25 protein-coding genes and 7 pseudogenes are annotated in these 26,580 nt (G+C 68.7%); 16 read left to right on the plus strand and 16 right to left on the minus strand.

Features of this window, described 5'->3' with window-relative positions:
• Nucleotides 1-686: 686 nt before the first annotated feature.
• Nucleotides 687-1,250, minus strand: coding sequence for a hemerythrin domain-containing protein (locus AB0D12_RS32945; RefSeq protein WP_362691126.1), 564 nt, complete (start codon nt 1,248-1,250; stop codon nt 687-689).
• A gap of 247 nt (nt 1,251-1,497) precedes the next feature.
• On the opposite strand from AB0D12_RS32945, the gene AB0D12_RS32950 reads away from it, so the two are divergent.
• Complete coding sequence (locus tag AB0D12_RS32950; RefSeq protein WP_362691267.1) at nt 1,498-2,025, plus strand: hypothetical protein; 528 nt, start codon at nt 1,498-1,500, stop codon at nt 2,023-2,025.
• A 257-nt stretch (nt 2,026-2,282) separates the two neighbouring features.
• On the opposite strand, the gene AB0D12_RS32955 is transcribed toward AB0D12_RS32950, so the two are convergent.
• Complete coding sequence (locus AB0D12_RS32955) at nt 2,283-2,411, minus strand: helix-turn-helix domain-containing protein (RefSeq protein WP_362691129.1); 129 nt, start codon at nt 2,409-2,411, stop codon at nt 2,283-2,285.
• Nucleotides 2,412-2,876: 465 nt separating this feature from the next.
• Between AB0D12_RS32955 and AB0D12_RS32960 the strand changes: the two are divergent.
• A pseudogene (locus AB0D12_RS32960) lies at nt 2,877-3,198 on the plus strand (hypothetical protein).
• 374 nt (nt 3,199-3,572) lie between these two features.
• Here AB0D12_RS32960 and AB0D12_RS32965 read toward each other — a convergent pair.
• The 3 genes from AB0D12_RS32965 to AB0D12_RS32975 all read right to left on the minus strand — a co-directional run bounded on the left by AB0D12_RS32965 (nt 3,573) and on the right by AB0D12_RS32975 (nt 5,455).
• Nucleotides 3,573-3,764: a DUF6381 family protein gene (locus tag AB0D12_RS32965; RefSeq protein WP_362691132.1), complete on the minus strand. Its 192-nt coding sequence runs from the start codon at nt 3,762-3,764 to the stop codon at nt 3,573-3,575.
• 121 nt (nt 3,765-3,885) lie between these two features.
• Nucleotides 3,886-4,263 carry an SRPBCC family protein gene (locus tag AB0D12_RS32970; protein WP_362691135.1) on the minus strand — a complete coding sequence of 126 codons (378 nt, stop codon included), beginning with the start codon at nt 4,261-4,263 and terminating at the stop codon, nt 3,886-3,888.
• Between the two features lie 166 nt (nt 4,264-4,429).
• Nucleotides 4,430-5,455 (minus strand): hypothetical protein, encoded by a 1,026-nt coding sequence (locus AB0D12_RS32975; protein WP_362691138.1) that lies wholly within the window; start codon nt 5,453-5,455, stop codon nt 4,430-4,432.
• 190 nt (nt 5,456-5,645) lie between these two features.
• On the opposite strand from AB0D12_RS32975, the gene AB0D12_RS32980 reads away from it, so the two are divergent.
• Together AB0D12_RS32980 and AB0D12_RS32985 are read left to right on the plus strand one after the other, a co-directional pair.
• Nucleotides 5,646-6,242 carry a TetR family transcriptional regulator gene (locus tag AB0D12_RS32980; protein WP_362691141.1) on the plus strand — a complete coding sequence of 199 codons (597 nt, stop codon included), beginning with the start codon at nt 5,646-5,648 and terminating at the stop codon, nt 6,240-6,242.
• A gap of 208 nt (nt 6,243-6,450) precedes the next feature.
• The gene (locus AB0D12_RS32985; protein ID WP_362691144.1) at nt 6,451-6,936 is read left to right on the plus strand and encodes a DUF4265 domain-containing protein; all 486 of its coding nucleotides are present in this window, start codon (nt 6,451-6,453) and stop codon (nt 6,934-6,936) included.
• Nucleotides 6,937-6,976: 40 nt separating this feature from the next.
• Here AB0D12_RS32985 and AB0D12_RS32990 read toward each other — a convergent pair whose 3' ends face one another.
• Nucleotides 6,977-7,243, minus strand: a complete 267-nt coding sequence (locus tag AB0D12_RS32990) for a hypothetical protein (protein ID WP_362691147.1) — start codon at nt 7,241-7,243, stop codon at nt 6,977-6,979.
• A 525-nt stretch (nt 7,244-7,768) separates the two neighbouring features.
• Between AB0D12_RS32990 and AB0D12_RS32995 the strand changes: the two genes are divergently transcribed.
• Nucleotides 7,769-7,945, plus strand: a complete 177-nt coding sequence (locus AB0D12_RS32995) for a hypothetical protein (protein WP_362691150.1) — start codon at nt 7,769-7,771, stop codon at nt 7,943-7,945.
• A 307-nt stretch (nt 7,946-8,252) separates the two neighbouring features.
• Here AB0D12_RS32995 and AB0D12_RS33000 read toward each other — a convergent pair whose 3' ends face one another.
• Entirely contained in the window at nt 8,253-8,447 is a 195-nt protein-coding gene (locus AB0D12_RS33000) for a hypothetical protein (protein WP_362691153.1), read from the minus strand.
• Nucleotides 8,448-8,674: 227 nt separating this feature from the next.
• Between AB0D12_RS33000 and AB0D12_RS33005 the strand changes: the two genes are divergently transcribed.
• Together AB0D12_RS33005 and AB0D12_RS33010 are read left to right on the plus strand one after the other, a co-directional pair.
• On the plus strand, nt 8,675-9,232 hold the full coding sequence (locus AB0D12_RS33005) for a hemerythrin domain-containing protein (protein ID WP_362691156.1): 558 nt from the start codon (nt 8,675-8,677) through the stop codon (nt 9,230-9,232).
• Between the two features lie 188 nt (nt 9,233-9,420).
• Nucleotides 9,421-10,422 (plus strand): glutathione S-transferase C-terminal domain-containing protein, encoded by a 1,002-nt coding sequence (locus AB0D12_RS33010; protein WP_362691270.1) that lies wholly within the window; start codon nt 9,421-9,423, stop codon nt 10,420-10,422.
• A gap of 95 nt (nt 10,423-10,517) precedes the next feature.
• On the opposite strand, the pseudogene AB0D12_RS33015 reads toward AB0D12_RS33010, so the two are convergent.
• Nucleotides 10,518-11,995: pseudogene (locus AB0D12_RS33015) on the minus strand (ornithine decarboxylase).
• A gap of 527 nt (nt 11,996-12,522) precedes the next feature.
• On the opposite strand from AB0D12_RS33015, the gene AB0D12_RS33020 reads away from it, so the two are divergent.
• On the plus strand, nt 12,523-12,666 hold the full coding sequence (locus AB0D12_RS33020) for a DUF6233 domain-containing protein (RefSeq protein WP_362691159.1): 144 nt from the start codon (nt 12,523-12,525) through the stop codon (nt 12,664-12,666).
• A gap of 602 nt (nt 12,667-13,268) precedes the next feature.
• Nucleotides 13,269-14,510, plus strand: a complete 1,242-nt coding sequence (locus tag AB0D12_RS33025; RefSeq protein ID WP_362691273.1) for a cytochrome P450 — start codon at nt 13,269-13,271, stop codon at nt 14,508-14,510.
• A 686-nt stretch (nt 14,511-15,196) separates the two neighbouring features.
• On the opposite strand, the gene AB0D12_RS33030 is transcribed toward AB0D12_RS33025, so the two are convergent.
• The 4 genes and pseudogenes from AB0D12_RS33030 to AB0D12_RS33045 all read right to left on the minus strand — a co-directional run bounded on the left by AB0D12_RS33030 (nt 15,197) and on the right by AB0D12_RS33045 (nt 18,138).
• Nucleotides 15,197-15,322: a type II toxin-antitoxin system prevent-host-death family antitoxin gene (locus tag AB0D12_RS33030; protein WP_362691276.1), complete on the minus strand. Its 126-nt coding sequence runs from the start codon at nt 15,320-15,322 to the stop codon at nt 15,197-15,199.
• A 252-nt stretch (nt 15,323-15,574) separates the two neighbouring features.
• Nucleotides 15,575-15,948, minus strand: a pseudogene (locus AB0D12_RS33035) (VOC family protein).
• A gap of 344 nt (nt 15,949-16,292) precedes the next feature.
• Nucleotides 16,293-17,222 (minus strand): hypothetical protein, encoded by a 930-nt coding sequence (locus AB0D12_RS33040; RefSeq protein ID WP_362691162.1) that lies wholly within the window; start codon nt 17,220-17,222, stop codon nt 16,293-16,295.
• Nucleotides 17,223-17,889: 667 nt separating this feature from the next.
• A complete protein-coding gene (locus AB0D12_RS33045; RefSeq protein ID WP_362691165.1) occupies nt 17,890-18,138 on the minus strand; it encodes a hypothetical protein in 249 nt (82 codons plus the stop codon).
• 494 nt (nt 18,139-18,632) lie between these two features.
• On the opposite strand from AB0D12_RS33045, the gene AB0D12_RS33050 reads away from it, so the two are divergent.
• Entirely contained in the window at nt 18,633-19,226 is a 594-nt protein-coding gene (locus tag AB0D12_RS33050; RefSeq protein ID WP_362691168.1) for an ATP-binding protein, read from the plus strand.
• A complete protein-coding gene (locus tag AB0D12_RS33055) occupies nt 19,223-19,672 on the plus strand; it encodes a Fur family transcriptional regulator (RefSeq protein WP_362691171.1) in 450 nt (149 codons plus the stop codon). Before AB0D12_RS33050 ends, AB0D12_RS33055 begins: the two co-directional genes overlap by 4 nt.
• Before the next feature lie 323 nt (nt 19,673-19,995).
• On the opposite strand, the pseudogene AB0D12_RS33060 reads toward AB0D12_RS33055, so the two are convergent.
• Both AB0D12_RS33060 and AB0D12_RS33065 read right to left on the minus strand, forming a co-directional pair.
• A pseudogene (locus tag AB0D12_RS33060) lies at nt 19,996-20,154 on the minus strand (SUMF1/EgtB/PvdO family nonheme iron enzyme); the annotation flags it as partial.
• Nucleotides 20,155-20,632: 478 nt separating this feature from the next.
• Nucleotides 20,633-21,106, minus strand: coding sequence for a helix-turn-helix domain-containing protein (locus AB0D12_RS33065; RefSeq protein ID WP_362691174.1), 474 nt, complete (start codon nt 21,104-21,106; stop codon nt 20,633-20,635).
• Between the two features lie 105 nt (nt 21,107-21,211).
• Between AB0D12_RS33065 and AB0D12_RS33070 the strand changes: the two genes are divergently transcribed.
• Both AB0D12_RS33070 and AB0D12_RS33075 read left to right on the plus strand, forming a co-directional pair.
• Nucleotides 21,212-21,625 carry a DUF1398 family protein gene (locus AB0D12_RS33070; RefSeq protein WP_362691177.1) on the plus strand — a complete coding sequence of 138 codons (414 nt, stop codon included), beginning with the start codon at nt 21,212-21,214 and terminating at the stop codon, nt 21,623-21,625.
• Nucleotides 21,615-21,962 (plus strand): annotated as a pseudogene (locus AB0D12_RS33075) (transposase); the annotation flags it as partial. The gene AB0D12_RS33070 and the pseudogene AB0D12_RS33075, both read left to right, overlap by 11 nt.
• Before the next feature lie 22 nt (nt 21,963-21,984).
• On the opposite strand, the gene AB0D12_RS33080 reads toward AB0D12_RS33075, so the two are convergent.
• A complete protein-coding gene (locus AB0D12_RS33080) occupies nt 21,985-22,425 on the minus strand; it encodes a MarR family transcriptional regulator (RefSeq protein ID WP_362691180.1) in 441 nt (146 codons plus the stop codon).
• A gap of 137 nt (nt 22,426-22,562) precedes the next feature.
• Between AB0D12_RS33080 and AB0D12_RS33085 the strand changes: the two are divergent.
• The 3 genes and pseudogenes from AB0D12_RS33085 to AB0D12_RS33095 form a co-directional block, all read left to right on the plus strand.
• Nucleotides 22,563-23,996: pseudogene (locus AB0D12_RS33085) on the plus strand (MFS transporter); the annotation flags it as partial.
• Nucleotides 23,997-24,071: 75 nt separating this feature from the next.
• Nucleotides 24,072-24,635: a carboxypeptidase-like regulatory domain-containing protein gene (locus tag AB0D12_RS33090; RefSeq protein ID WP_362691279.1), complete on the plus strand. Its 564-nt coding sequence runs from the start codon at nt 24,072-24,074 to the stop codon at nt 24,633-24,635.
• A gap of 128 nt (nt 24,636-24,763) precedes the next feature.
• The gene (locus AB0D12_RS33095) at nt 24,764-25,891 is read left to right on the plus strand and encodes an NADH:flavin oxidoreductase (protein WP_362691183.1); all 1,128 of its coding nucleotides are present in this window, start codon (nt 24,764-24,766) and stop codon (nt 25,889-25,891) included.
• A gap of 151 nt (nt 25,892-26,042) precedes the next feature.
• Here the strand turns inward: AB0D12_RS33095 and AB0D12_RS33100 are convergent.
• Nucleotides 26,043-26,336, minus strand: a pseudogene (locus tag AB0D12_RS33100) (response regulator transcription factor); the annotation flags it as partial.
• Nucleotides 26,337-26,580 lie beyond the last annotated feature (244 nt).

The raw sequence follows: 26,580 nt of genomic DNA on the forward strand, positions 1-26,580 counted from the left end.
AGAGCCCGGAGTCCGCTCCTTTTCCATACGGGGCTCGCCGGCACGGCCGGCGGACGGCCCTTGAGGTATGCCCGCAGGCCCCAATTGCGGATGTCCGGCCCGGTGCGAGTAAACCCCTGACAGGCGACATATTTCCGGGGTCCGGTGTGCTTCTCAACGCTCCGGGTTTCAGGCCGGAGTAGTGCTTTGTAAGGGAATTTCGACGTGCATGTATCGTCCTGCACCTCTGATTCGGCTAGAGATTTCGTCCCCATCCGAGGCGGCTTTGAGAGGAGCGACATGACTGAGAACACGCCGTCCCAGGCCGAGGGAGACCGGGACGAGGACGACGCGCGCACGGGCACGCCGACCGATCGGCCCGATGTCCCAAGGATCAGACCGTCACAAGCAGAGGGTGGTCGGGATTCCGGCTCTTAGGCGGACGGATCGGGAGCCGTCGAGTCGGAAATCGCCTCCGGCCCCGGTCATACCTAGCCTGGTCGGCGGCCGCGCTCGATGACGCCGACGGCTTTACGCTGTGGCTGGAGTGCTCGTGAGGCCTGCCCGGCTCGTTCCTCCTTGCACCGGCGTAGTGGACCGTAGGTCCCGGTGAGCCCTGGTCCGAAGTCGCCGATTCCGAGATGTGGGCCGTAGGCCTCTCTTCCCGGCGCTTCCGGCCCCCCGGTGCGCCTGTGCCGCTTGGCGGCTCAGACGTCTTTGCCGCGTCCGGAGAGCGCGTCGCGCAGCCGGTCGACGAGCCCCACTCCGGGGGCGAGGAGCTTGTTGGCCGGCGGCGTGTCGGGCGCCGACGGGTGGGGACGGGTCGGTGCGATCTTCTTGGCTTTCTGAACCTTGTCCCCGAGGTCGTTCAGCATCTCGGCGGAGCAGGCCTGACGCAGCCGGGGGAACAGATTCGACTCCTCGTCGGCCACATGTTGCCTGATCTCCGTCATGAGGCCGGCGATCAGCGCGTCGAACCGGGGGTCGTCCGCGGCGCAGCCCTCAAGGTCCTTCATGGTGCGCTCGGCAGCGGCGTGGTCCCCCAGTTCCTTCTCGGCGAGTGCCTCACCGCCAGGGACATGCTCCCGCACCGCCGGATACAGGTAAGCCTCTTCAGCCACCGAATGCCGGACCAATTCCATGGTGACTTGGTCGGCGTACTGCTTCCTCCGGCTTTCGCCGGAGGGAAGCTTCTCGATATTGGTGAAGAGTTCCTCCACCTCCTGGTGGTCGGTGGTCAATTCATCGATGATGTCTCCGCCGTGTGCCATGCGGTTGCTCCTCTGTGTGAAGGGCCCTTGCGCTCTTGTGACGAAGGCCCATCCACACGACAGTGAAGCCTCTGGGGGCCGCCATCGCACGTATTCGCCCCCTGAAAGGCATGGCACCTACTCCTGTTGGGTCACGAGGCGGTGTGGCTGAAGCCACTCCGATCCCGTGAGCTACACCATTTCTCTGCGACTGGGCAAGGAGTAGTCTTCCCGCGCCCAACCCTTCCCCATGACGGATGGCCCGGACTTGCTGGCAGACATTTCCCCGCTCATAGCGGCGACCGCGCAGTGGCTCACGCGCGCGTATCCGTCGGGCGGTGGCGCGATGGATTCCGCCCTTTCCGAGATTCAGGCGCGGCAGGCCGTGACGGTCGCGGCGTGGCTGCGCTATCCGACCTCGATAGACATGGCCTTGGTCACGATGACGGGCCCGGGCGGCTCCGGACGACTCGACTGGATCACGGGCGCGGACGGCGTCGGGCTCGACGATGCGGGAGAGTACGCCTGGCGTACGTGGGTCGACGAGGTCGTGGTGAGCTGGGCGGCGTCGCTGCTCACTATCTCGGAGCTGGCCGAGGCCGCAGTGGCCGCTCTCGCCGGGTCCGAGCACATGAAGGGCGGCCCAGTCGAGTTCCGTCGTCTGGTGATGCCCGATGAGCGGGACCGCGGAGCCGCGGCGCTTCTGCGCCACCCGGATCTGCTCGGGCCGATAGCCGAGCTCCATCACAGCCAGCTCCTCGAGCGCCTGGACCGTGGCCCCGCACTGACCGGCTGACCGGCGGTGAGGACGACGCCCAGGAGGGGGAGCAGTTCGGTCTCGCCTTGGCACGCGTCGCGACTGCAGCCGCTCGCTGTCGTCCTCGATCACCACGGTCGGTGCTGAGTCTTCCCGGCGTCGACGCCGGCCCAGCATGCGCCAGTCCACAGGCCGCTTGCCGAGACGACCGATGGCAGACGGCTGAAAGCCACATCCGGCGCCCACGACGAGCGCCCACTTGCCGTGGTGACAGTGGAACGTTGCCTGATGCCGCACTACGTGAGGCTCGACGGGACGATCCCATAACGGCGCATCTTGCGGTACGTGGCGGCGCGGGATATGCCCAGATCCCGTGCGGTGCGCTGGACGTTGGAGTGGTGGCCCATCAGTCCACGCAGAGTCACTTCCAACGCCGGTTGAGGACAAGTGCGGGGGCGGGTGATGTCGCCGATGCGGCAGGGGCTGAGTGTGATGTGCTTGAGCGCGCGCCAGCGTTCCTTAGGCTCGGCGGCGGCGCGTTCGACTAGGGCTCGGACGTGCCTGATCAGGGCGTTCGTGGTCCGGGTGTCGATGTGGAGGGGCTTTCTCGGAGCGGCCCGTATCCGATGCCCGCCCGATGTAGCCTTTGTCCGCCAGGGTCGGCAGGCCCCGAGCAGCCGCCTTGCAGAGCGCCAGTGGCCTGCGAGGTCCCGGTGTCTCCCGCCAAGCGGCGCACGCAGCCACGCTCCCGGAACCAGCGCAACACCAGCAATGATCTTGTGGTGAGACCTGTCCTACCAGGGGCTTCACGACAGTTCCGACTCAGGTGCACTACGACGGGGCCATCAGTGCAGGAGTTCAGTTTCGCGGTCGTGCTTGTCACGGGCGTCATGGCGTCCGGAAAGTCCACCATCGCCCAGCTGCTGGCCGAGCGTCTCCCACGCTCGGTGCACCTGCGCGGCGACAGCTTCCGGCGGATGATCGTGTCCGGTCGCGAGGTGTTCACGCCCCAGCCGACCGCCGAGGCAAGGGCGCAGTTGCGACTGCGCTACCAGGCATCCGCTGCGGTCGCAGATCTGTACGCGCAGGGGGATGGACCGTCGTCGGGACACCCCGCGCCGCGGGCTCTGGCTGGACACGTCGAACCAGACACCCCACCAAACCGTGAATCAGATCCTCGCCGGCCTCGCCACGGCTCGCATCGTCGGCTGAGAGAGCCCAGAGCCCATCAGAAGGTCGCTGAGAAAAACCTCAATGCCTGCGGAAAAGGAGCGGATATCGCGCTTGAGGGGGCTGAGGCAGCTCGATGGCGGGACACCAAACGGGGACGAAGAGCGCTCCAGGACCCTGACCCAGCCTTCGTTCACGTAGGCGAGCCCGTCCAGGCCGGCAGCGCGGACGGCTCCCCGTCGAATGGCAGCGCCTGACCGGATTTGCTCCCACCCGATGATGTCGACACGACTAGCAACCCCATCCGCCGCGCAAACGCCAGCGAATGCAGGCCGACGGGGCCAGGCCCGTCGGCCGCGTGTGTCGGCCCGTTCCGCGCAGCTGAGCGGGGTAATCAGGAGTCTCGGCTTTTGCTGTTACTCCTGAGGGTAAATGTCCCCCGCTGCCATGGCGCTCTCCTGCTCGCTCTGCGCAAGCAGTCTGCGCGCCCTGTCCTGGAGGCGCTGACGCTCCTCAGGGTCGGTCGCCTGTTCCGCCTCCTTTTTCAGGGCATCGGCCTCCTGCCGCAGTTGACGTACGTGGCTCCCGGATTGTCCTGGACCGCTCATGGCCCCTCCTCATACGTTCGGGATGAGCGCTGGCCCCCTCAGGGAACCAGCGCCCTCGCGACTCTGCATCCCGAACGGTCTTGGGCAGGAGCCCTCGACATCTTTCATGCCGGGTTGATGTTCAGTCGGGACTGACGCGGCCACGCCACGATCCGGATTCCCCACCGCGCTGTTCGATGAGCTCCTTGAAGCGCCGTATGTCGCCGTTCACACGCCGGTCGATCATCCCGACCGCGGACGCGGCCTTCTCCGCCGCCCCTGTTGGTTCGACGTCCATCACGAGTTCCACTCGGGTGTGCGCGTCGTCGAGGCGCTGGAAGTGGACCATTCCCATCTGCTTCGTGTCGCCGCTGACCGTGCGCCAGGCGATCCGCTCCTCGAGGAGCTGGTCGACGATCTCGGTGTCGAATTCCCGCCGTACGAGCAAGGCGTTGGCGGCGGCGATGTCACCGCTGATCCACTCCGGGCTCGCGGGTCGCCGCTTCCACAGGGCGAGCATTGTCGGCAGCGGGCGCCTGCACTGCGGCCGCCGCTGGCCCCGAGTCCACCGGCCAGGCCTGCGGGATGTCGGCCGGCTGGATCAGCCGGGGGTGCACGGTGGGCACGTACCGAGCATAGGAAACGGCACGCAGGGCCTGCCCCCGCGCGTCCCGGGCAGCGGGCCCTCAGCCCCGGGCGGCGACCTGTCGGGACCGCAGGCCCACCAGCAGCGCCCCGAGCACGGCCCACAGCGCGAGGGTGATCAGCGGGCCGGCGGCGTGGGCACCGCCGAAGTAGCTGAGGTCGGCGACGGCCCGTACGGCGGCGCCGGGCGGGAGCAGCCCCGAGACGATGCGGGCCAGACCGGGCAGCAGGACGACGCCGATGGTGGCGCCGCTGGTCGAGTTGCCGACGGTGAGCAGCAGCAGGGTCGCCACCGGGACGCCGACCGGGCCCAGCCAGGTGCCGAGCAGCTTGGTGGTGAACGCTGCCGCGGCTGCCAGCAGCGCGAGCGTGCCCGCCAGGGGCAGGAACGCTGCCGGTACGGCTCCCAGGACGGGTCCGGCGATGGCGGCCGCGATGGTGCCGCAGGCTGCCGAGAAGCCCCAGATCAGCCGGAATCGGTGGCGCAGGGCCAGCACGTGGCCGAGGCCCAGGGTGTTCTGGGCGAGTACGAACCCGGCGAGGGTCACACCGAACGCCACATAGAAGCCACACAGTCCACGACTGTCGAACTTGGCCAGCGGGACGATGTCCGCGGTCTCCAGGTGCTGCCCCGCCTGGTTCGCATAGGTGGCGGCGAGCCCGGTGACGGCGTTGGTGGTGGACAGGCCGTTGGCTCCGGCCACGTCCAGCCGCAGTCCGCCGTCACCGTTGGGGCCGAGGGCTGCGACGGCGTCACGGTGAAGCACCGCTTGGCGCGCCGAGGCGGCGTCGGCTGCCTGGTGCACGTCGACGCGGTCGCCGAGCGTCTGCCGGACCTCGGTGGCGAGCTGCTGCCCGGTCACGGCCAGCGGTACGCCGTGCGGCTCGGGGTTGCGCTGGAGGCCCACATAACAGACGACGAAGGCCGATACCACGACCAGTCCGACGATCGCTGGTTGCAGCCAGGCCCGCACCGGCACCGCCCGGCGGGCGGACGATCCGGACGACACGGGTGGCGTGGACGCCGCGGGCGTCGAGGACTCGGTGGGGGCGGGTGGCGATGCCACAGGGGTCTCCTGTGCTGTCGGTGGTTCTGCGATTGCCGGGCGGAGGCCGTCGGCCTCAGACGGTGGGAGGCAGCGAAAGGCCCTGCTTGACCCGCCGGGTGATCTCATCGGCCTCAAATAGATGTCGCTAACAATCTAAACGGAGGCTAGGATAGATGGCAAGCGACATCCATCTGAGGAGAGTGATTCCGTGGGCCGCGTGTCCCAGGCGCAAGCACAGGAGAACCGGCAGCGCGTCGTAGCCACCGCCTCCCGGATGTTCCGTGAGAAAGGCACCGCGGTCAGCGTCGCCGACCTGATGAAGGCCGCCGGGCTCACCCATGGCGGGTTCTACAAGCAGTTCGCCTCCAAGGAGGACCTGGTCGATGAGGCCATCGCCCACGCCTTCGACGATCCGGCGGCACACTCGGCGGTGGCGCTCGAGGAGCACGCCGGGGAGCACGAGGCCGCCCGCCGGACGCTGATCGAGCACTACCTCTCGGTTTCGCACCGCGATCACGCCGGGGGCGGCTGCCCCGTTTCCGGATTCGCCGCCGACCTGGGGCGCGAGCCCGACCAGGCCGCCCGCGCCCGCCACGTCTACATCAACGGGGTACGGAACCTCGCCGCTCGGCTGGCAACCGGCGACGACGACGGCATGGCCCAGTTCTGCACCATGGTCGGTGCCCTCGTCCTCGCCCGCGCCACCCGGGGCAACCCGCTCTCCGAAGAACTGCTGCAGGCCGCGCGCACGGCTCTCACCGAGAGCGGCACCGGGCAGTCCGCACCGCAGCAGCGCACGGACTGACCGGGCCCGCAGGCCGGGTCCGGCCGTCAGTTCCCGGCCCGCGGCCGATGCAGCGGGGAGCAACGGGGAATCACCAAGTGAGCGGATACACCTCAACGCTCCGGCAGCTCAGCATCGGCCTCCCAGGTCAGCCCAGAAGTGCAGACGGGATCTTCCGAACTAGGGACGCGTTACCGGAGCGTTGTCGCGACCAGGAATGCTGTCGGGCATGACTGCGCCCGGTCCCGAGCACCTGAAGGTCCACTTTCACCTTGAGATAGAGGATGACTGGCCGCCGGCCGGGGTGGAGAGCCTCTGGGCCATCGACCGGGGCAACGGACGGGCCGAGCTGGTGAACACGCCCTTCTTCGTACGGGGTGTCGCCGTCGGCGATGTCGTTGAGACGTCCACTGATGAAGAGGGAGTCAGGTGGGCCGGGAAGGTGGTCCAGCCCTCGGATAACTGCACCATCCGCTTGATCGTGCTCCGCGACAGCGGCTCGGCAGCAGCCCGACAGAGCGTGCTCAATGCCTTTCATCAGTTGGGCGCTGGCGGCGAAGGCGTCGAGCAATTCGGCATGGTGTCCCTCGACATCTCGCCGGAAGCGAAGCTAGGCAAGATCAAGAAACTCCTTCAGCAGGGAGTTGATCGGGAATGGTGGCACATGGAGGAGGGCTGCATCACTGACCTCTGGCGGTCAACCGAAGCTGACTAGCACCTCATCAACACTGATCCAAGCTCAGGTCTTGGCGACCTCAGTACGGCCGCGGGACCTCGTGCGCTTCCAGCGCAGCGGCGTAGCGCGCGAGCAGCGCGTCCAGGTCGGTCAGCAGAGTGCCGGCGGTCTCCCGTGCCCCGGCCACATTGCCTTGGTCGAGGGCTTCCACCACCTCAGCAACGTCGCTGCGAAGGATGGGAAGCGAGTCACCCTGGATCAGTACACCGGGGAACTGCCGACCGGGCAGGCGCACCACAGCATTGTTCCCGCCGTCCGTGAACAGCTCAGCCTCAACACCTTCCATGAGGCCTTCCAACCTGCATCACCAGTTGACATCAACGACAGCAGACAGGAACGGCGTTGGTCGGTCGTCAGCGGCCGGACCATACGCGGTCGAGCGCTCTGTCAGGCACCGGATCGAACTCCTAGAGCGGGTGCCGCCGGGTGCGAGCTGCGGAGAGGGACTGTCTCCCGGGGCCAGTGCTGTGGGAACCAGTCGGCGGTTTTGGCGATTTCCGCTTACGTGACGTGACGAGTTCCTACGCTGGGTTGCTGGCGAGTTGAGACGAGGGTGTCAGGGGGCGAGGATGGGTGCGGAGATTGTTCAGTTCGTGGCGCAGGGGGGGCCATTTCTGACGGCGACTCTGGGGGCTTATGGCGCTGGCGTGTTGACGCGGACGGAGAGTCCTGCGGACGAGACGACGGCGAATGTGGGGCGGCGCATGCTGCAGGCGGTGTGGCGCCGCCGTGGCGAGGAGGGGCGTGCCGCGCTGGAGGCGGCGGTGCAGGACGCGGCTGACGCGCCGAAGACGAGGATGCGGCGGCTGCGTTGTGCCAGCAGATCAAGCGGGCTTTGCGGGAAGACGAGGAACTGCTGCGGGAGCTGGCGGGATTGCTGCCGGCGAGGAGCGGTCCGGTGACGCTGACCGCGTCGGGTGAGCGGACGATCGCCGTGCAGGCGATCACCACCGCGGCCACTCGTGACAACGCCACGATCCAGCCATGACCAGGGCCGACCAGCCATCGCCCGGGCAGGCGACGGCGTCGGGCCAGCGGGCAATCGCATCAGCGGGCGGCATCGGGGTGGCGATCAGCGGGGATGGCGCCCGGGTGGTTGTGTTGCCGCCGGAGGCAGTCCGCTGGGCCCAGGATGCCCCACCGGAACGCAATGCTCGTTTTGGTCGCGCTGGACGAGAGTGGCTTGGCCCCGGCCAGAAGGCGTGCCCGGCCGACGGTGATCCCCACGTGCGGCGGCCGAGCGGAGATGCCAAGGTCAGCACGAAGTCGACGACCAAAGCGCCGATGGGCAGGAACTACCGGTAGCCGAATACCCGACCGGCGGCCGCGGACGCGCCGCCGTCCTTGGAGAAGCGCGCCACCAGGGGCCGGTAGTCGGCCGTCACTAGTACGACCAGGCCGAGGGCCAGAGCCAAGGTGGGCAGCGGAGGGGACAGATCACCGAACAGGGCCCGCAAGGTGGCCTCGATGGCGTAGGCCGACGAGACCACCGAGCAGGAACCCTACGCCCTCACGACGCGGCTGCGTCGCAGCCGGACAGGGCGGCTCCGAGGGTGGTCCCATCCAGGAACCGCGCGCCAAGAGCCCGCCGCCCCTTCGACGGCATCCGGCTCAAATCCGCCTCCCAGAGCGTTACGAGCCGGGGGGAGGGGGAAGGCGTCGTTCTGGTACGCCAGTATTCGGCTGCGATCGGCCCGAGGGAAAGGCAGCATGCGGCATGGCACACGCTCCGGATGTCATCGCGGAACTGACTGCCGACCACCGTGAGGTGAGCGAGCTCTTCGCGCAGATCGAGGAGATCACGCCTGGGTCGGCGAAGCGTAAGCAGCTGCTCGACCAACTGACCATTGAGCTGGTACGGCACTCAGTAGCCGAGGAGATGCACCTCTACCCCGCAGTGCGCGAGTACCTGGAAAACGGAGATGCACTGGCGGACAAGGAGCTCGCTGACCACGGCCGGTTGGAGCAGCTGCTCAAGGGCCTTGAGGCGAGGGACGCCGACGACCTCGATTTCAACCGGCTCCTGGTGAATCTCAGGGTGGAAGTCTTCGCACATGTCAAGGATGAGGAGAATAATCTCTTCGTTCAGCTGCGCCAGGCCTGTCATCCATTTGTCCTGGAGAGCCTGGGCGAGAAGGTCCGGAACGCGAAGAAGACCGCCCCCACGCGTCCCCACCCCGGTGCTCCCACCTCTCCGCCGGCCATCAAGCTCCTGGCCCCTGGTATCGGGCTGGTCGACCGGGCCCGTGACTTCGTCACAGGCCGCGGCCTATAGCAACAGGTCTCAAGGACGGCGGCGGGGTACCGGATGTCTTCGTCGACTACTCGAACATCCGCGGGACCGGCTACCGAGAGCTGGTCGTTTCGGTCTTGTTCTCGATCACAGTGCGATACCGATTGCATTCGAGGCTATTCCCCGTGTTCGTCGCTGTTGTTCCTGGGTATGGCGATGAAGTGAGCTATGTGAACCGCGGCGGGGAGTACTCGCGTGACAGCCGGTACATCACCACCCGGATCACCACCGAGGGACGCGACGGCTTCCGTGTGGAGCCCGGCCGCTACCGGCTGGTGGTCAGCCGGGCCTGTCCGTGGGCCAGCCGGGCGGTGATCGTACGGCGGCTCCTCGGCCTGGAGTCGGCGATGTCGATGGCCATCGCCGGGCCCATCCACGACGAGCGCAGCTGGACGTTCGACCTCGACCCGGGCGGCCGCGACCCGGTGCTCGGCATCGAGCGGCTCCAGGAGGCGTACTTCGCCCGCGACCCGGGCTACGACCGGGGCATCACGGTGCCGGCGATCGTCGACGTGCCGACCGGCAAGGTGGTGACCAACGACTTCCCGCAGATCACGATCGACATGTCGCTGGAGTGGAGGCTCTACCACCGCGAGGGATCGCCGGCGCTCTACCCTCCCGCGCGGCGGTCGGAGATCGACGCGGTGAACGAGGTGGTCTACAAGGATGTGAACAACGGCGTCTACCGGGCCGGGTTCGCCGGGTCGCAGGAGTCTTACGCCGCAGCCTACGAGCGCCTTTTCGCCCGGCTCGACTGGCTCTCGAAGCGGCTGGAAGGGGTCCGCTACCTTGTCGGCGACACGATCACCGAGGCGGATGTGCGGCTGTTCACCACGCTCGTGCGCTTCGACGCCGTCTACCACGGCCACTTCAAGTGCAACCGGCAGAAGCTTTCCGAGATGCCGGTGCTGTGGGCGTACGCGCGGGACCTGTTCCAGACGCCCGGCTTCGGCGACACGGTCGACTTCGACCACATCAAGCGGCACTACTACACGGTGCACCGTGACATCAACCCGACCAGGATCGTGCCGGCCGGCCCGGACCTGACGGACTGGCTCGAGCCGCACGACCGCGCAGCGCTCGGCGGGTGGCCGTTCGGCGACGGCACGCCGCCCAAGCCGGTCGCACCCGAGGAGGCAGTGCCGGCCGACCACACACCGCCGGTTGCGTGAGCGGGCGTCTATGCTCCCGGCCACGTCCAGCGTCATGTCCACCGTCTCCATCCGGGAGCCCGGGCGCGCGAAGCCGCCGCTTGCCCGGGTGACTGTCAGGCGTCGGCGGTGGTGGCCACGACCCGTACGGTGCGCAGTTGGTTGTCCGCTGCGTCGGGCACGTTCATGCCCGCGTTGATGCCGGTGCGCAGGTATTGCAGGACCGGTGCGGTGAGCTGTTCACCCGGCAGCGCGGCGGGAATGCCGGGCGGATAGGGCGTGAGCATCTCTGCCGCTACCCGGCCCTCCGCCTTATCGAGGGGGACGTCCTCGGTGCGGGCGAAGAAGGCGTCGCGAGGCAGACTGACCTGTTCCAGCCGCAGCTCGTGCGGGTCGGGCACGGCCACGGAAGTTGTCGATCGCAGTTCATCGGCGTGGTGGGCGAGCTCGGTGAGGGCGTCGAGCAGGCGCTGTGTGGTGGCTGCGTCGTCGGCGGGGGTGATCTGCGCGCTGATACGACGGTGGTCGACCAAGTGCATGTCGACGTGGTGCCGCTCGCGCAGCCAGTCGGCGGCCTGGTAGCCGGTGGTGCCCAACGCCGCAAGGTCGATGACCACGGGCAGCGGGTCGAACTCGGCAGCCCGCCGTGGCCCGCAGAAGTCGGCGGCGGTGTTGACGTGCAGGCCGTCGATGCGCTCGATGGCGTCACGGGTCTCCGCGGCGAGTGTCAGTGTCTTCGACATCAGCCTGTGACCGTGAAGGGCCATCTGGCGGCGCCAGCCGTCAATGCCCGCGTAGAGCAGGACGGAGGGGCTCGTGGTGCCCAGGAGGTCGGCCCGGGAGGCGAGGTCGGCCGGATCGATCAGATCGCCCTGCAGATGGAAGACTCCAGGCCGCCACCCATCTTGTGAATGCGGGTGACGCAGATGTCCGCGCCGGCGTCCATCGCCCACGACGGCAGGTCGGGGTGGAACGGCAGGTGTGCGCCCCATGCTTCGTCGACGATGAGGGGCCGTGGCCGTGACCTGCGGTGGCACACATCGGCGATGGCTCGCAGGTCTGCGGCAGCTCCGTAGGGCGTCGGGCTGGTCACTAGGGCACCACGCGCGTCGGCATTTTCTGCGAAGGCCTTTTCGAAGGCGGCGGCGGACGGCGGATGGGCGAGGTGGCGTTCGACGTCCCACTCCGGCTCCACCCACACCGGCTGAATCCCGCAGAGGATCAGCCCGGAGACGACGGATTTGTGCGCGTCGCGTCCGACGAGCAGCTTCTCGTGCGGGGAGGCGACCGTGAGCATCGCCGCCTTCACCGAGAGGGAGCTGCCGCAGGTGGAGAAGAACGTGTGCTCGGCATGAACAGCGTCCGCCATCAGCCGCTCGGCCCGGTCGAGGACTCCGCCTCGCATGCGCCGGTCGTCCAGGCCCCCGATGGCCAAGACGTCCCCGCGGAATGGGGCGTCGCCAAGGATCCTGCGCACTTCGGGGTCCGCGCCGCGTGCCTGCTTGTGCCCGGGCGGGGAGAAACCGAGCTTGTCGGCCTCGTGATAACGCGCCAGTGCTTCGAGCACAGGCGCCTCATTGTGATCCACAGCCATAACGGAGCTGTTCCCCCGTGCGGCGCGACTACGCGTGCCAGCGCTGTCGCCGCGGGGGAGAGGTGCCTCTTGGAGCCTCCGGAAAGCTGGGAGCAGCGAATGAGGGCGGCGATGCCTTCCCGCCAACGGGCTATGTGCTCTTTCGGTCGGAGGCGGGGACTGCTGGACGAGTAGTTCCGATTTTTGGGGTTCGCAGGCGCGGCGAGGGTGTCCAACATCGAGTTGTGAACCCTGAGTTGGATCGGGGTACTACGTCCACTTCGATGACCGGTTGAAGACCACCACGCGATGGCTTGGTAGGCCACCACTGCTGTGAACCCGGAACTGATCAGTCTCGCGGTCTCAGCACAGAGCTGCGGTTCAAGTCGGATCACGGAGGCGTGGGGGAGGCGGCGTAGATGTCATGCCCGACGGGCCTCTCGTCCGGAGCTGTTGCGGTTCCTGGACCGCGCCTGGCGCGCTGCCCCCGTCCCCGCCGCTACCGCCGGAATGGAAGATTGAGATGAGTCCTGCGGGCGCCATGCCACTTGCTGTCCACGCCGGGGATTGCACGGCACGGTGGGGCGGCGCGTGCGAAGCCGATCAGCTGTGAACAGGCTCTCGCGGCCCTGGCAGACCACGTCGAATTCTGTACCATCTGCCGCTCTGACCGCGACCTCGGAATGCTGTGACCGGCAGTCCGTCGCAGCCTGGAGGCATGAGCCATGCGCCGATCGTCGTGTAGCGGATCTCCGTGACAGGGGGTCGATGGGGCACGGTGCGGGACGAGAGCGTGGGCCTTGCCTACTCCGACCGGGACCTGCTCGAGTACCTCCGCCCGGGCTGGTCTGCCTGACGCGGAGGAAGTCCATGCCGCCGCCATGCGCCGGTGCGCTGCGCGCGCGAAGGGCGGCAACGGGCCTTGGGTCACGGACATATTGGAGGTCCTCCTCGCCCGTCAGGAACCCGGCCGCACCTTGGGACTCGCGGGCCGCGTGACGGAGGCGTTGGAAGAACCCTGCAGCTCGCCTATCAGCTTCAGGACCGCGATCACGCGGCTGGTCCGAAAGTTGCCGTGCTCCTCGAGGACCGTGACCGCCACGCCCCCCGGGCCAGCAGCAGGCCGAGGACTATTCCGGCGGGGCCGCCGCGTACCACACAGCACGATCGCGTCCCCTCTCCTGCGGTGAAATCCCGGGATCTACACACAGGTGCATATAGCATCAAACTTGGCAAGTCCGCCGCACATGATCGCAACCTACTTCCGGGCATGAGACGTACTACGGGAGGCATGATGAGCCAGCAGCCGGTCCTTCTGCCCTACGCCGACCCGGGCTTCGTGGCGGACCCGTTCCCGCTCTACCGGCAGCTGCGCGAGGATGGCCCCGTGCGGCGCGCCGTTATCGCCGGGGGCCTGGAAGCCTGGCTGGTCACGCGGTACGAGGACGGCCTCGCAGCTCTGTCCGACCCGAGGCTGAGCAGCGACATCCGCGACGCGTCCGATCCCCGGCTCATGCGGCAGCTGCCCGCGCCGGAACGCGAGTCTTTGCTGCGCAACATGCTCCGCTCCGACCCGCCCGACCACACCCGCCTGCGCCGCCTGGTCTCGAAGGCGTTCACCGCGCGGAGGGTGGCCGAGCTGCGGCCCCGCGTCCAGGCGATCACCGAGGGACTGCTCGACGCCGTCGTGCCGACCGGTCGCGCCGACCTCGTCGAGGACTTCGCGCTGCCTCTTCCGGTCACCGTCATCAGCGAACTGCTCGGAGTACCCGTGACGGACCGTCACGACTTCGAGCGGTGGACCAACGACATGATCCTGCGCCGAGCGGAGCTGCCGGACCCGGCCGTGGTGGACGCGGCGTGGCAGCACATGCACTCGTACCTGACCAAGCTGCTCGATGCCAAACGAGCCCGGCCAGGGGACGACCTGATCAGCGCGCTGATCATCGCCCGGGACGAGGAGCAGCGGCTGGACGAGTACGAGCTGATCGCCATGTCCTTCCTGCTGCTGGCAGCCGGATACATCACCACCGTCAACCTGATCGGCGGCGGCATCGCCGCGCTGCTCGCACACACCGACCAGCTGCAGATGCTGCGGGACGATCCGGCGCTGCTGCCGGACGCGATCGAGGAGTTCCTCCGCTACGACGGACCGGTCAACCCCGGCATCGCCCGGTTCGCGCGCGAGGACGTGTCCATCGCGGGCGTGACCATCCCACGCGGCGCGACCGTGCTGATCGCCTCCGCCATCGCCGACCGCGATCCGGCGAAGTTCCCCGACCCCGACCGCCTGGACATTACCCGGCGAGACAACGCCCACCTCGCATTCGGGCACGGCATCCACTACTGCCTTGGGGCGCCGCTGGCCCGGTTGGAGGGTCAGGTCGCCATCGGCACCGCCCTGCGCCGCCTTCCTGGCCTCGCTCTGGCCGTGGCGCCCGGCGAGCTGCGCTGGCGCCCTGGCGGTCTGCGCGGCCCCGAGCGCCTGCCCGTCACCTTCACCCCAGACGGCCCGCTCCGAGATGCTCCGGCTTGATCCGGACGACAACAGCCGTCGACAATTGCCGTCGACGAAGTCCTGTTTCGCGAGACCGGTGAACGGACCCGTCCTCCCTACGGTCGGCGGGGCAGCAGCGCGACCGCGAGCAGAGGTATGGCGGCCAGAACGGCCCAGGGCACAGCGGGTGGCAGGCCGGTATCGAGCAGGGAGGCACAGACCCGCCAGCACCGGTCGCCGCTCTGTCGGCCAGGAGGGTCAGGCCGGAGACCGAGGACCGCGCGCCCTGTACGGCCCGATCTTCAACGACTCGATCGGTGGCATCACGGCCTGGCGGTACGTCTCCTTCGGCACGATGAAGGTCGGCAACATGAGCCTGATCACCGTGGTGCGGCACACCCTCCAAGAGGAGGAGACGGGGCGTCAGGAGCTCTTGTCCTCGGTCTTGGTGGCGGGGCGCAGCGCCGCTCACGGCCACACTACTCACGGATGCCTCTCGCGGAACTGGTGGAGTCAAGCACCTTCTGGGCGTGGAATGGGCTCAGCTGCACGTGTGCACGGGCTGGTCGGGACAGTGGCTGGACGCCGAACAGTACGACCACTGCCTCACGGCAGCTACCCGGTACGAGCGCCGCTCTTTCGCAGTAACTGCCAACGCGAGATTGTGAGTTGCAGCGTCGACGTCGAGGTGCCCCGCGGGCTGCGCCTGCTCGGAAAGGCGCCGGTTAGGTGGCGGGTGGACCGGTCAGGTCCTTACCGCCGCTGATCGCTGCAAGCGTGGCTTCGAGGCTGGCGAGCTCTTGCACGCTGATGAGTACTGCGGCTGGCTGTCCGTGATCGGTGATGAGGATGCGGTCATGGCCGTGGGGGCTCGGCGGACCAGCCGGATCAAGATGCTCAAGCGCCAGATGTTCGGCCAAGCAGGTTTCGCGCTGCTCCCCAAGTGAGTCCTCCTCGCGCGAATCTTGTTCATGCTCCCGTGTGGCGCTGTCCGGGCCCTTCGCCCGTGACACGAGCCACGCACGTGCGGTTTCTGGAGAGACGGAAGGCCCATGCTCCCTCAACACAGCACGGGCCTTCGCCATGTACGACCGACGCAGGCGTCAACCCAGCTTTCCTCGCTCGATGCAGAACTCGTTACCCTCCGGATCGGCCATGACGACCCAGCCCCTGCCGTCCGGCAGGGTGTGGTCCGCGAGCTGCCGGGCACCCAGCTTCAGGGCCCGCTCGACCTCCTGGGCCCGGTTGCGACCCGTAGGCTTCAGGTCGAAGTGGACGCGGTTCTTGGCCGTCTTGCCCTCCTCTACCCGTACGAACAGCAGACCTGGACCACCGTTCGAGTCCTCGATCAGTGCCTCCGGGTCACCCGGTTTGTCCTCGTCGGACACCGGGCGCCCGAGCAACGCGCTCCAGAACTGGGCGAGTTCGTACGGCCGCCGGTGCAGTCGAAGGTGATGTGGCGAATGGTGGGGTTCAACGGTCTTCTCCCTGGGGTCCGTTCACGTCGTCGCTCCGCAGGGTGTCGGACCCGCAGACCACTGTCGAACGATTACCGGTCGCCGCCTCACACAACGTGCGGTCTTCCTCCGTGAAGCGGGACGCCGGGATGCCCTGGCCCTGGAAGCGGGACGGAAACCTTCGAACGGCCCCAAACGGCGTCAGGTGATCTTCCGCCTCCACGATGCTCCCGACCGACGCCGGCATTTCCGGACGCTCCTCCATGAGCCGTGAGGAGCTCATCAAAGCCCTCTCCGGCAAAGGCGGGCGGCGTAGGTCCACCGCCTCGTGACCTGCCTCCGGTCGCCGGGAAAGACGGCGCTGTCACTGGGGGTCGGGGTCCAGGCGCTCTGCTCGTGCGGCAGCGGCATCGGCGTGGCTGCGTGCCTGTCGGGCAGCGCGGCCGGCCTCACGAGCACGGTCCCGCGCCTCACGCACTTCAGCCCCGGCGGCGCGGCGGTGCTCACGGGCCTCATCAAGCTCCCGGGTCAGCGTGGCCACACGGTCCTCCGCTTCCTGCAGTTGTGTCTCTGCCTGCTGACGCTGCGCCTCTGCATCTTCCAGCTGCGTCTCTCGGGTTTGGGCCTTCCGCTCGGTCTCCGTCTGGTCCTTGCGGGCCTGCGCGAGCTTCTTGCGCCGCTCCTCGGCCTGGCGTCGCTGCTGGCCGGCCGCCTGGGTCGTGCGGCGGGGGGTGTCGCGGCGTTGGTCGCGATCAGGGGCACGTCCGCCGTCGTCGGCCTGCGGGGTGGGTGCGCGCTGCGGCGGGGCGCCTGGCGCGGCTACGGTGAATCCGACCGGCGGGGTCAGTGGTTTGGAGAGCCGGGCCGAGGCCCACTCCTTGGCCGCCTCGGGATCGGCCAGGACCGCGAGCAGCGTCGCCTCGACCTCGTGCTCGACGCTCTCGCTGACCGTCTGACCCGCATCCGCCGCGAGCTGCCGGGCTTGGCGGGCCAGGGCTGTGACCAGGGTGTGCTGCTGTCGGCTGAGCTCCCGCAGCTGCTCGCCGTCGAGATCGCGGTGGGCCTGGCGCAGGCCCTCACCGAGCCTGATCAGCGGCTGGACGTGTTCCGGCCGCCAGCGCACGAGCAGGTTGCTTGCCCAGGCCGAGAGCGTGGGGCGGCGCAGCGCCTGGATCCGCTCGGCCAGCTTGCGGTCTCCAGCTGTGCGGGCGGCCGCCACGCGGGCGTTGCGGGCCGCGGTGAAGTCGCTGGGCCGCAGCTCGTACAGCTCGTCGGCGACACTGTCCAGGTCCACGGTCCTCCCGCTGCTCACATCCCTGTGGCAGATTTTCGCACCTTTGATCCGGGTATGCGGCGACTGTGCCGCTTGCCCCTCCGCTGGGGCCGAGCCTGGCAGCCGGCACCGTATCTGCCCCGGCCCGGCGCGATGCCCGGCGGCACGATTCTTGAGCCGAAGGGCGACGGATACCGGATGCTCGTGTTCGCGGAGGCTGGCGTGGTGTCATCTGCAGTCGCGCACGCGCGCTGCGGGGGAGGGCTCCGGGGGCTCTCCCGTCGTCCGGGCCGCTTACGGGACAGCTTGCGCCGACCCGCCGGTGCGCTGACGCACTTCCGTGCGCGCGACCGCTCATAGGCTCCTTGACGGGTCGGCTCGTCTCAGGAGGCCCATTGGCTATCGCCCCGCCGACCTGCGGATGGACGTCCGTGATCGTTCGGTCGCCCTCCGACAGGGGGTCCTCCGGCAGAAGGTGCTCCTCGGCAAGATGGTCGTCTCTTCCTCGCTGCACGCCAAACCGGCCGCCACACCGGCGTACCCGCGTTCGAGCTGGAGAGCTCGGAGCACTTCTGCCGCTGGCACCTCGTTGCGGCACAACGATTGAAGGGTCTGTCCCGCCGGGAGCAGTCGGCACGACCCTGTGGAGCAGACCGTAGGTGCCTCACACTCACCGATTCTTGGATTGCTATCGCTGCTCATACCTTGGGTCGTTTCGAGCCTCGGGCCGGTCGGCGAGCGCCTCGAGCAGTTCGGCCGGCCGGCTTGAGGCTGCTCCGGGGTAGCGGATGCCCTCGCCCTCCGGTGTGGTTTCGGTGTCCTTGCCGATCGGGTGGCGCCGGCTGGTTGCGGTGCGCAATCCGTACCGCTCGTCCCACGCCCGCGTTGGCGCGGTCAGGCCGGTGCCGAGCGGAGCGGCGGCCGCCAAATTACTCACCGGCGAGCTGCCGGACCTCGACCTGGACCGGCTCGCCGACGTCGGCCTAAGCCGGGGCATCGGCAAGTGTTCGTAGGCCCAGTCCGGTACGTAGAGCATGCTCTCAGCCCAGAGGCGATCGATGGCGTGCGGGACGAAGCACCCGGCGTCTTGCTTGTTGTACGCGCCCACTACGAGCGCTGCGCCACGCCAGCGGATGTCCTTCTCGCTACGAACGGAGGTGCGCTCATGCCTCTGGGCGGCAACGCGTGCGGATGCCGGGCGTTCCCGTTGCGCGACACACATAGCGATACAGCGGACGAGGCTGGACGGTGTAACGCGTTCGCCGGGGCTAGCACGCTCCGCCGGTTTCCGGAGTCCCTGAGCCGGATGCGATCCTCTCCAGTTGCGTGTAGGAGTCATGAATGGATGATGCACTCCATAGTCTTGACTGACTCCAGAAAAGCCGTACGGTCGAAAGACAGATTGCAACCGTCCCCCGAAAGCGCGCCCTCATGGACCGCACAGCCCCCCGAACACCTCGTCCGCGCGGAACGATCGCCGATACGGCTTCCCCCGGACCTCAGCGCTCCGCTCTGCCCCCACACCCCGCGGCCGTCGACGCGCCCCTGGCCGCGAACTGCGTGGAATCATTCGTGGCCGGGCCCTGGCCGCTGCCGTGGTCACCGACCGCGTGCGGTGTGGCGAGGATCGCGATACGTAACGTTTTGCCCCGATGGGGTGTCGGCGAGCTCGTCCCGAACGCCGAGCTGCTGGCGAGCGAGCTGGTGTGCAACGCGCTGCGTCACGCCGTCGGCCCGCTGCGCCTCACTCTCGAGCGGGTGTCCGGTCTGCGCTGCCACGTCAGCGATGGCTCTTCGGAACCTCCCTGCCCGACCGACTCCGGCCCCGAGGATGAGGACGGCCGCGGACTGGCACTCGTGGACATGCTGGCCGCACGGTGGGGCTATGAGCACGGTCCCGTGGGGAAGAGCGTGTGGTTCGAGCTGTCCGTCGACGTGGACACACCCGACCTGGACGGCCAGCACACATGGATCGGCGAGACCGACCTGCACGGCCTGGACACCTTGAAGGGCGAGGCAGCATGACGACTGCCGAGGAACCCATGGCGCTGGCCGCGACACGGCTGCGCACGGCGGGCATGCGGGTCACTGCCCAGCGCATGGCCACGCTGATGGCTGTCTGCGAGTCGCCCGGCCACCTCGACGCCGACACCCTGCGCGAGCGCGCCCAGCGAGTCACGGGCAGCCTGTCCCTCCAGGCCACCTACAACGTGCTGCGCGCCCTCACGGACGCCGGTTTGGTCCGGTGCACGCAGATTCCCGGCCATCCGTCTCGCTACGAGATCGAGCACCACGACAACCACCACCACTTCGTGTGCCGTCGCTGCGGCACCATCCGTGACGTCGAGTGCACGGTGGGTGCGGCTCCCTGCATGGAGCCACAGTTGCCGAAGGAGTACGAGACCCAGGAGGCCGCCGTGACCTTCTGGGGCTTGTGCCCCGACTGCCGGGACGGCGCGGTGGCGTCCTGATGGCGTCGGACGCCGATGGCACGAATGAGCCCCTGCCATGTGGAGGCGGGCGGTATCGGTGTCCAGCTTCACGATGCTGATCGCGTCGGTGACTGCGTGATGGTCCTGGACGTAGCACATCGCACCGTCGAGCTGCTTCAGCAGGGAGGCGAGTCCGGGGGAACCCTTGCAGCCTGACCGCCCGGGGCGGGCCACGTCATGCCGGGCCCGTATTCTTCCAGGTGTCGTGAGCGGCGTGAGCGACGTACTGGGCCGACGGCACTGTCCTCGTCACCGCGCCCCTCGGGGTGCGGTAACGCCGCGGCCCGGCGCAGAAACAACGTCCACTCCGCCTCCGTCGGCAGCCGTGTATCGGACCATGAGCAGTACGCCTGTGCGTAGTTCCATGAGACATGCACGACTGGGGCTTGCCTCGACGCTCGGCCTGTGGGGCTTGGCCCAGCTCGATCTCGCCTCCGGGAAGTGGACCGAGGCAGCCGCCACTCTCCACCGGCTCGCGCGGTGGGTTCCGGCGCGCTCTGCGCCTGCCTCCGGCCGCCGACCGCGACAATGGTGGCTCGCCCGGGCCCGTTATGGGCTGCGTGCCAACGGTGCCCGCGGGAGCTCAGCGGACCAGGACGCCCGCGAAACCGGACGGCAGGGCAACGAATCTGATCCCCCGCCAACGGCGGATCGTGCTGTTGGGGTGCGACCAACAAGGAGGTGCGGCCCGGCTGTGCCTGGGCCCACGCATCGTCGTACCGCCTGCGCCGCGTCTTCCAGCAGTTGGGCAGTCGTAGGGGCTCCGCACCGGCGTCGACGTCGACGGCGGTGGCGCTTTCTGGGAAGCCGTTGAAGCTGCGCAGGGCAGTCCAGGTCGGCCTGGCGGGCAAGGGGATGTGCGCGCGAAGACCCAATCCGGTACAGGTGAACGTGCCCTCGACGGGGCACTGTCGACGCGGTGGTTGGTGTGGAAGACGTCTAGGTCGTCGGGCTGTCTGGTCGGCGGAGCCCGCTCGCGTCGTGTTCTTCGTAGCGGTGCACTTGGCCAATCAGGCGGTGCAGCAGGCTGCGGGCAGCGGCGATGTCGGCTGAGGCGATGTCTGCGGTCAGTGCCTGATGGACCGTGCTCGCGCGGGTGGTGATTCTCTGCAGCGTGGCACGTCCGAGCGGGGTGAGGGCCAGGAGCGGCGACCCTCGGTGGTCCGGGTTGGGCTGGAAGTCAGCCAAGTCCTCGCGGACGAGATCGTTGGCGACACGCTGGACTCCTTGACGGGCGATCCCGAGGCGGCGGGCGGCCCGTGCGACGGTCAGCGGCTCCTCGGAGACCGCGCTGAGCAGCTGCCAGCGGGCCTGGGTCTGCCCCTCGGCCGCCGCAATTGCCTCTCCCGTCTTGCGAAGCAGACCAGCGGCCTCGAACACGTCTGCGACCAGGAGGGCCAGCTCTTCCGGCACGTTCACACTCTCCAATAATTGACAACATGATGACAGTCTGGAAATCTATTGTCATCTTACCGTGGGCCGGTTCCCGCCCCAAACACCCAGCATTCGGAGAAGACGATGAGCAGCGCCACCGTGATCCTGCGGGCCGCCTTGGAGCGGGCGTCCGCCGTCCGGCCGAAGGTCGGCGGTTTCCCCTACCTCGCCGAGACGCTTCGCCAGGCCGGCGTCAGCCGCTGCCGGATGGCCGTTCCCTCCAATGCCATGCTCTACCTCACCGACGCCGGGCCTGTCGCCGTCCAAGGCGAGCCGCTGTGCACCGGCATGGTCGACGTCGCGCCCCTCAACCGCGAAGCCCTTATCGCGGCGCTCCGCAGTGACCAGGCCGGGGAGACCGCATTCCCAGAGTTCGTCCAGGGCTGCTGGAAGGCCGGTGTCGTCTGGTACGACGTCGACCTGAACGCACGGACCTGCTCCTACTACGGAGCCGACGGCGCCAGCTACACCGAGACCTACCCCACCGTCGAAATCTGACAACGTCCCCGCGGCCGGACAGGGCATCGACGCCTGGAAGAAGATCATCGGCCGCAAACGGAGCATCGTCAACGACACCGTCGGCCTGCTCCTGACCGTCCTGGTCACCGCGGCGAGCGTGCAGGACTCCGTCGCCGGCAAGCACCTCATCGACCGGGTCGCCGCCGAACATCCCCGCATCCGCAGGACCTGGGCCGACGGCGGCTACCGCCAGCACCTCGTCGAGCACGCCGCCGCCCTCGGCATCGACAAGCACATCGTCCGCCGCGACCCCGCCACCAGAGGTTTCTCCGTCCTGCCCCGCCGCTGGACCGTCGAGCGCACCCTGGGCTGGCTACCAGCTGGACAAATACTCGCCGTCAGGCGTCCTTCTCCGTCGTCGGTCGCAAGCGTTCCAGCAGGGCGTAGAGCGTCGCGCTCTCGGCTGCGTCCAGGGCGTCGAGGGCGCCGTGTGTCTCCTGCATCTCTTCGCGCACGCAGCGGATGATCTCGCGGCCCGCTTCGGTTGCGACGACGTTCTTCACGCGGCGGTCTGCGGGGTCGGCTTCACGGCGGACCAGCTCGCGGGCCTCCAGGCGGTCCACGATCCCGGTGACGTTCGACGCGTCGCACACCAGCAGGGCGGCGAGGCCGCGCATCGGCAGCGGGCCGTCGAGCTGGGCGAGGACCTTGGCCTGGGTGGAGGTGAGCCCGTGGTGGGCGGCGGTGGCCGCGAAATCGCGCCACTGGGCGGTGCCGATGGCGGCGAGCAGTTCCAGCAGCTGGAGCTTGGTGGGTACCTGCGGGGCGGTGGCGCTCATGGCTGGAGCGTACTCAAGATGCTTCACATTATCAATTATTTACTTGACTACCTTAACTATTGAGGTCTACCGTCTGCCGAAGTGCTTGATGTCATCAAACATCTACGATCTGAAGCATTGAGAAGGTCCCGCCAGCCATGAGCCACGCCGCATCCGCCCCCGCCGCCGGGCAACGGAACGAGACGGTCATCGTCTTCGCCCTGAGCCTCGCCGCCATGGTCGTGTCGATGATGCAGACCCTGCCCGTCCCGATCCTGGGCCTGATCCGCAACGACCTCGGCACATCGACCGCCAACGTCAGCTGGGTGACCACCGCCACCCTGCTCTCCGCCGCCGTCTTCACCCCGCTGCTCGGCCGCTTCGGCGACCAGCACGGCAAGAAGCCCACCCTGGTGGCCGTCCTCGGCGTCATGGTCGCGGGCTCCGTCATCGCCGCGGTCGCGAGCTCGCTGCCGCTGCTGATCCTGGGCCGGGTGCTCCAAGGCGCCGCCACCGCGATCTTCCCGCTGGCCCTTTCCGTCCTGCGCGAAGAAGTCCGGCCGCAGAAGCTGCCCGGCGCCATGGCACTGGTCAGCGGCACCCTCGCGTTCGGCAGCGGGCTCGCACTCGTCGCCACCGGCCTGCTCACCTCCGGCGACGACGCCGACTACCGCAACGCCTTCTGGATGGCGACCGGCTTCGCGGTCCTCGCCCTGCTCGCCGTCGTCTTCCTGGTCCCCGCGACCCGGCACAAGACCGGCGGCCGCACCGACTTTCTCGGCGCGTTGACCCTCGGCATCGCCCTGCTGCTGCTCCTGCTGCCGATCTCCCAGGGCCACGAGTGGGGCTGGACCTCCGGCCGTACGCTGGGCAGCTTCGCCGGCGCGGCCGTCATGACCGCCGTCTGGGTGCTCATCGAGCGCAAGGTGCGCGAGCCGCTCGTCGACATGGGAATGTTCGTCCACCGCCCGGTCCTCATGGCCAACCTGGCCGGCATCCTCGTCGGCTTCGGCATGTTCGCGAACTTCCTCGGCGTCTCCTACCTCGTGCAGATGCCCAAGGCGCTCACCGGCTTCGGCTTCGACGCCTCCATCCTGCGCGCATCCGTCCAGTTCCTGCTGCCCGGCGCGATCGTCTCGCTGCTCACCTCGCCCGTCGGCGGCCGGCTGGTCCGCCACCGCGGCCCCCGGTACGTGCTCGCCATGGCCGCAGCATTCGGAGCCGTCGGCTTCGGCTGGCTTACCCTCGACCACACCCACACCGCCTCGGTGATCGGCGCCGGCCTCATCGTCGGCGCGGCCGTCAGCTTCGGCTACGCCGCCATGCCCGCCGTCATCATGGCGAGCGTTCCACACCACCAGAGCGGCATCGCCAACGGCATCAACTCGATCTCCCGCTCCACCGGCAGCGCGATCGGCAGCGCCATCGTCACCACGATCCTGGCGTCCAAGACCATCGAGCACCTGCCGGCGGGTGCACCGCCGCTGCCCGCCGAATCCGGGTTCACCCTCACCTTCGGCATCGGGGCCATCGCCTTCGCACTGGTCGCGGTGATCAGCTGGCTCGGCCTGCGCGGACAGCACGGCCCCCGGGTCGTCAAGGCGGGCAAGGCAACCGCGGGTACCTCGTCAACTCCGGCAGTGGAGACGGCCGTTGCTGATCCGGTTATGGAGCCTGCGCTCCAGGCCGATGCTGTCCCGGCCGGGGCCGGGTTCCACGGCCTGGTGCGGGACGCCGACGGCGAGGTGCTGGGCGGTGCAGCCCTGTCCCTTGTCTCGCCGGATGGGCGGCAGGTGGGCCGCACGGTCTCCCAACCCGACGGCCGGTACGCACTGGACGCCCCCACCAGTGGCCCGTACGTCCTGATCACGGCCGCTGACGGCCATCAGCCGCAGGCCGCCACGGTCATGGCGGCGGCCACCCCGGTCGCGTACGGCATCAAGCTCCCCCGCGCCACAGGACCGTCCGGTCTGCAGGTGGGGGGCACCGTACGCGCCGGCAAGGGCGGCCGCCGGCTGCCCGATGCCCGGCTGACGCTGGTGGACGCCGCCGGGAACGTGGTGCGCACCACTGTCACGGACACCGACGGTGCGTACGTCTTCACCGACCTGACCGCGGGGGAGTACTCGCTCATCGCCAGCGGCTACCCGCCCGTGGCGTCGACGCTGGCCGTCGAGGGTCGCGGTACGGACAGCTTCGACATGGCGCTGGCGCACCCCGCGGCGCAGTAGGCGGCGGTGTCCGGGAGCACAGGGCAGCTCGCCGGACAGGCGGAATGCCGTGACCGCCCGGACGGTCGACCCCTACACGCATTCAATGCGCGTTGCACGTATCTACTGATACTTACAAGGAGCACCTCATGACCCTCACTACGTCCTCCGCCTCGCGTGCGGCCGAGATCCTGTCCCGGCCCGTCGCGCTGAACGGCCTGACCGTCCCGAACCGCATCGTGATGGCGCCGATGACGCGCATGTTCTCCCCGGGCGGCGTCCCTGGTGAGGACGTGCGGTCGTACTACGCCCGTCGCGCCGCCGCGGGTGTGGGCCTGATCGTCACCGAGGGGACCTACGTCGGCCACGAGTCGGCCGGGCAGAGTGACCGTGTGCCGCGGTTCCATGGTGAGGAGCAGCTGGCGGGGTGGGCGAAGGTCGCCGAGGCCGTTCATGCGGCGGGCGGCGCGATCGTGCCGCAGCTGTGGCACATCGGCATGGTGCGCAAGCAGGGTGAGGCGCCCTACGCCGACGCCCCCGCCGTCGGCCCCTCCGGCATCCGCGTCGACGGCACCGAGAACGCCGGCCATGCGATGACCCGGCGCGACCTGGACGACGTCATCGGTGCCTTCGCCGAGGCCGCCGCGGCCGCCGAGCGCATCGGCTTCGACGGCGTCGAACTGCACGGTGCCCACGGCTACCTCCTCGACCAGTTCCTGTGGGCGGGGACGAACCGCCGTACCGACGCCTACGGCGGCGACCGGGTGGCCCGTACGAAGTTCGCGGCCGAGATCGTGGCCGCGGTCCGCGAGACCGTCTCGCCCGACTTCCCGGTGATCTTCCGCTACTCGCAGTGGAAGCAGGAAGCCTACGATGCCAGGCTCGCCGAGACCCCGGAGGAGCTGGAGGCGATCCTCACCCCGCTCGCCGCGGCCGGCGTCGACGCCTTCCACGCCTCCACTCGCCGCTACTGGCTCCCGGAGTTCGAGGGCTCGGACCTGAACCTGGCGGGCTGGACCAAGAAGCTCACCGGCAGGCCCACCATCACTGTCGGCTCGGTCAGCCTCGACGGCGACTTCATCCGCGGCTTCATGGGCGAGGGCGCCCCGGTCCGGGGCATCGACAACCTCCTCGACCGCCTGGAGCGCGACGAGTTCGACCTGGTCGCCGTCGGCCGCGCCCTGCTCCAGGACCCGCAGTGGGCGGCGAAGGTCCTGGGGGACCGGTTCGAGGAGCTGAAGCCGTACGACGCGGCAGCGCTGAAGACGCTGAGCTAGGCGTACCCGTTGGCCCCGTCGATGGGATTCCGCGTGACTTCCGTCCATCGACGCCTCGGTGGCAGACGTAGCAGCCTCGTACAACGAAGGGCACCGGTTCTCACCGGTGCCCTCCTGTCGTTCCAGTCAGGCCCGTCCCCATCCGAGCAGCTACACACTCGTCCAGGTCGAAGGTGGTCAGGACGAGGACGCGGGGCACCGGGTCGGCCGGGGCGGCCGGGGCGGCCGCGTCGGCGAGGATCTTCTCGGTGGCCGCGATGCCGCTCATGCCGGGCATCCGAATGTCCATCAGAATTACATCGGGGCAGGTCGCCGCCGCCAGCACGACAGCCTCCTCGCCGTCGTCCGACTCGCCGACGACCTCGATGCCGGGTGCCGCGTGCAGCAGCCCCACCAGTCCCGCGCGGATCAGGAACTGGTCGTCGACGACCTGCACCCTGGTCATCCCGAAGTGTCTTCTCCCTCGCGTACGGCCTGCGTGGAGGTGGGCAGGGTCATGCGCACCGCGAACCCCCTCGCTCCGCGGGCCGATGTCGACCCGCCCGGCGTAGAGCTTGGCCCGTTCTCGCATCCCGATCAGCCCGCGCCCGCCGCCGGACCGAAGCTTGTCCGGAATCACCCCCTCCGTCGTTCGTGACTGCCACTTCCAACTGCCGTCGCCCATAGTGAAGTTCCACCTCCGCGCAGGC

Origin of the sequence: Streptomyces sp. NPDC048479 (assembly GCF_040651435.1) — a bacterium.
In the GTDB taxonomy this organism is placed as follows: Bacteria; Actinomycetota; Actinomycetes; order Streptomycetales; family Streptomycetaceae; genus Streptomyces.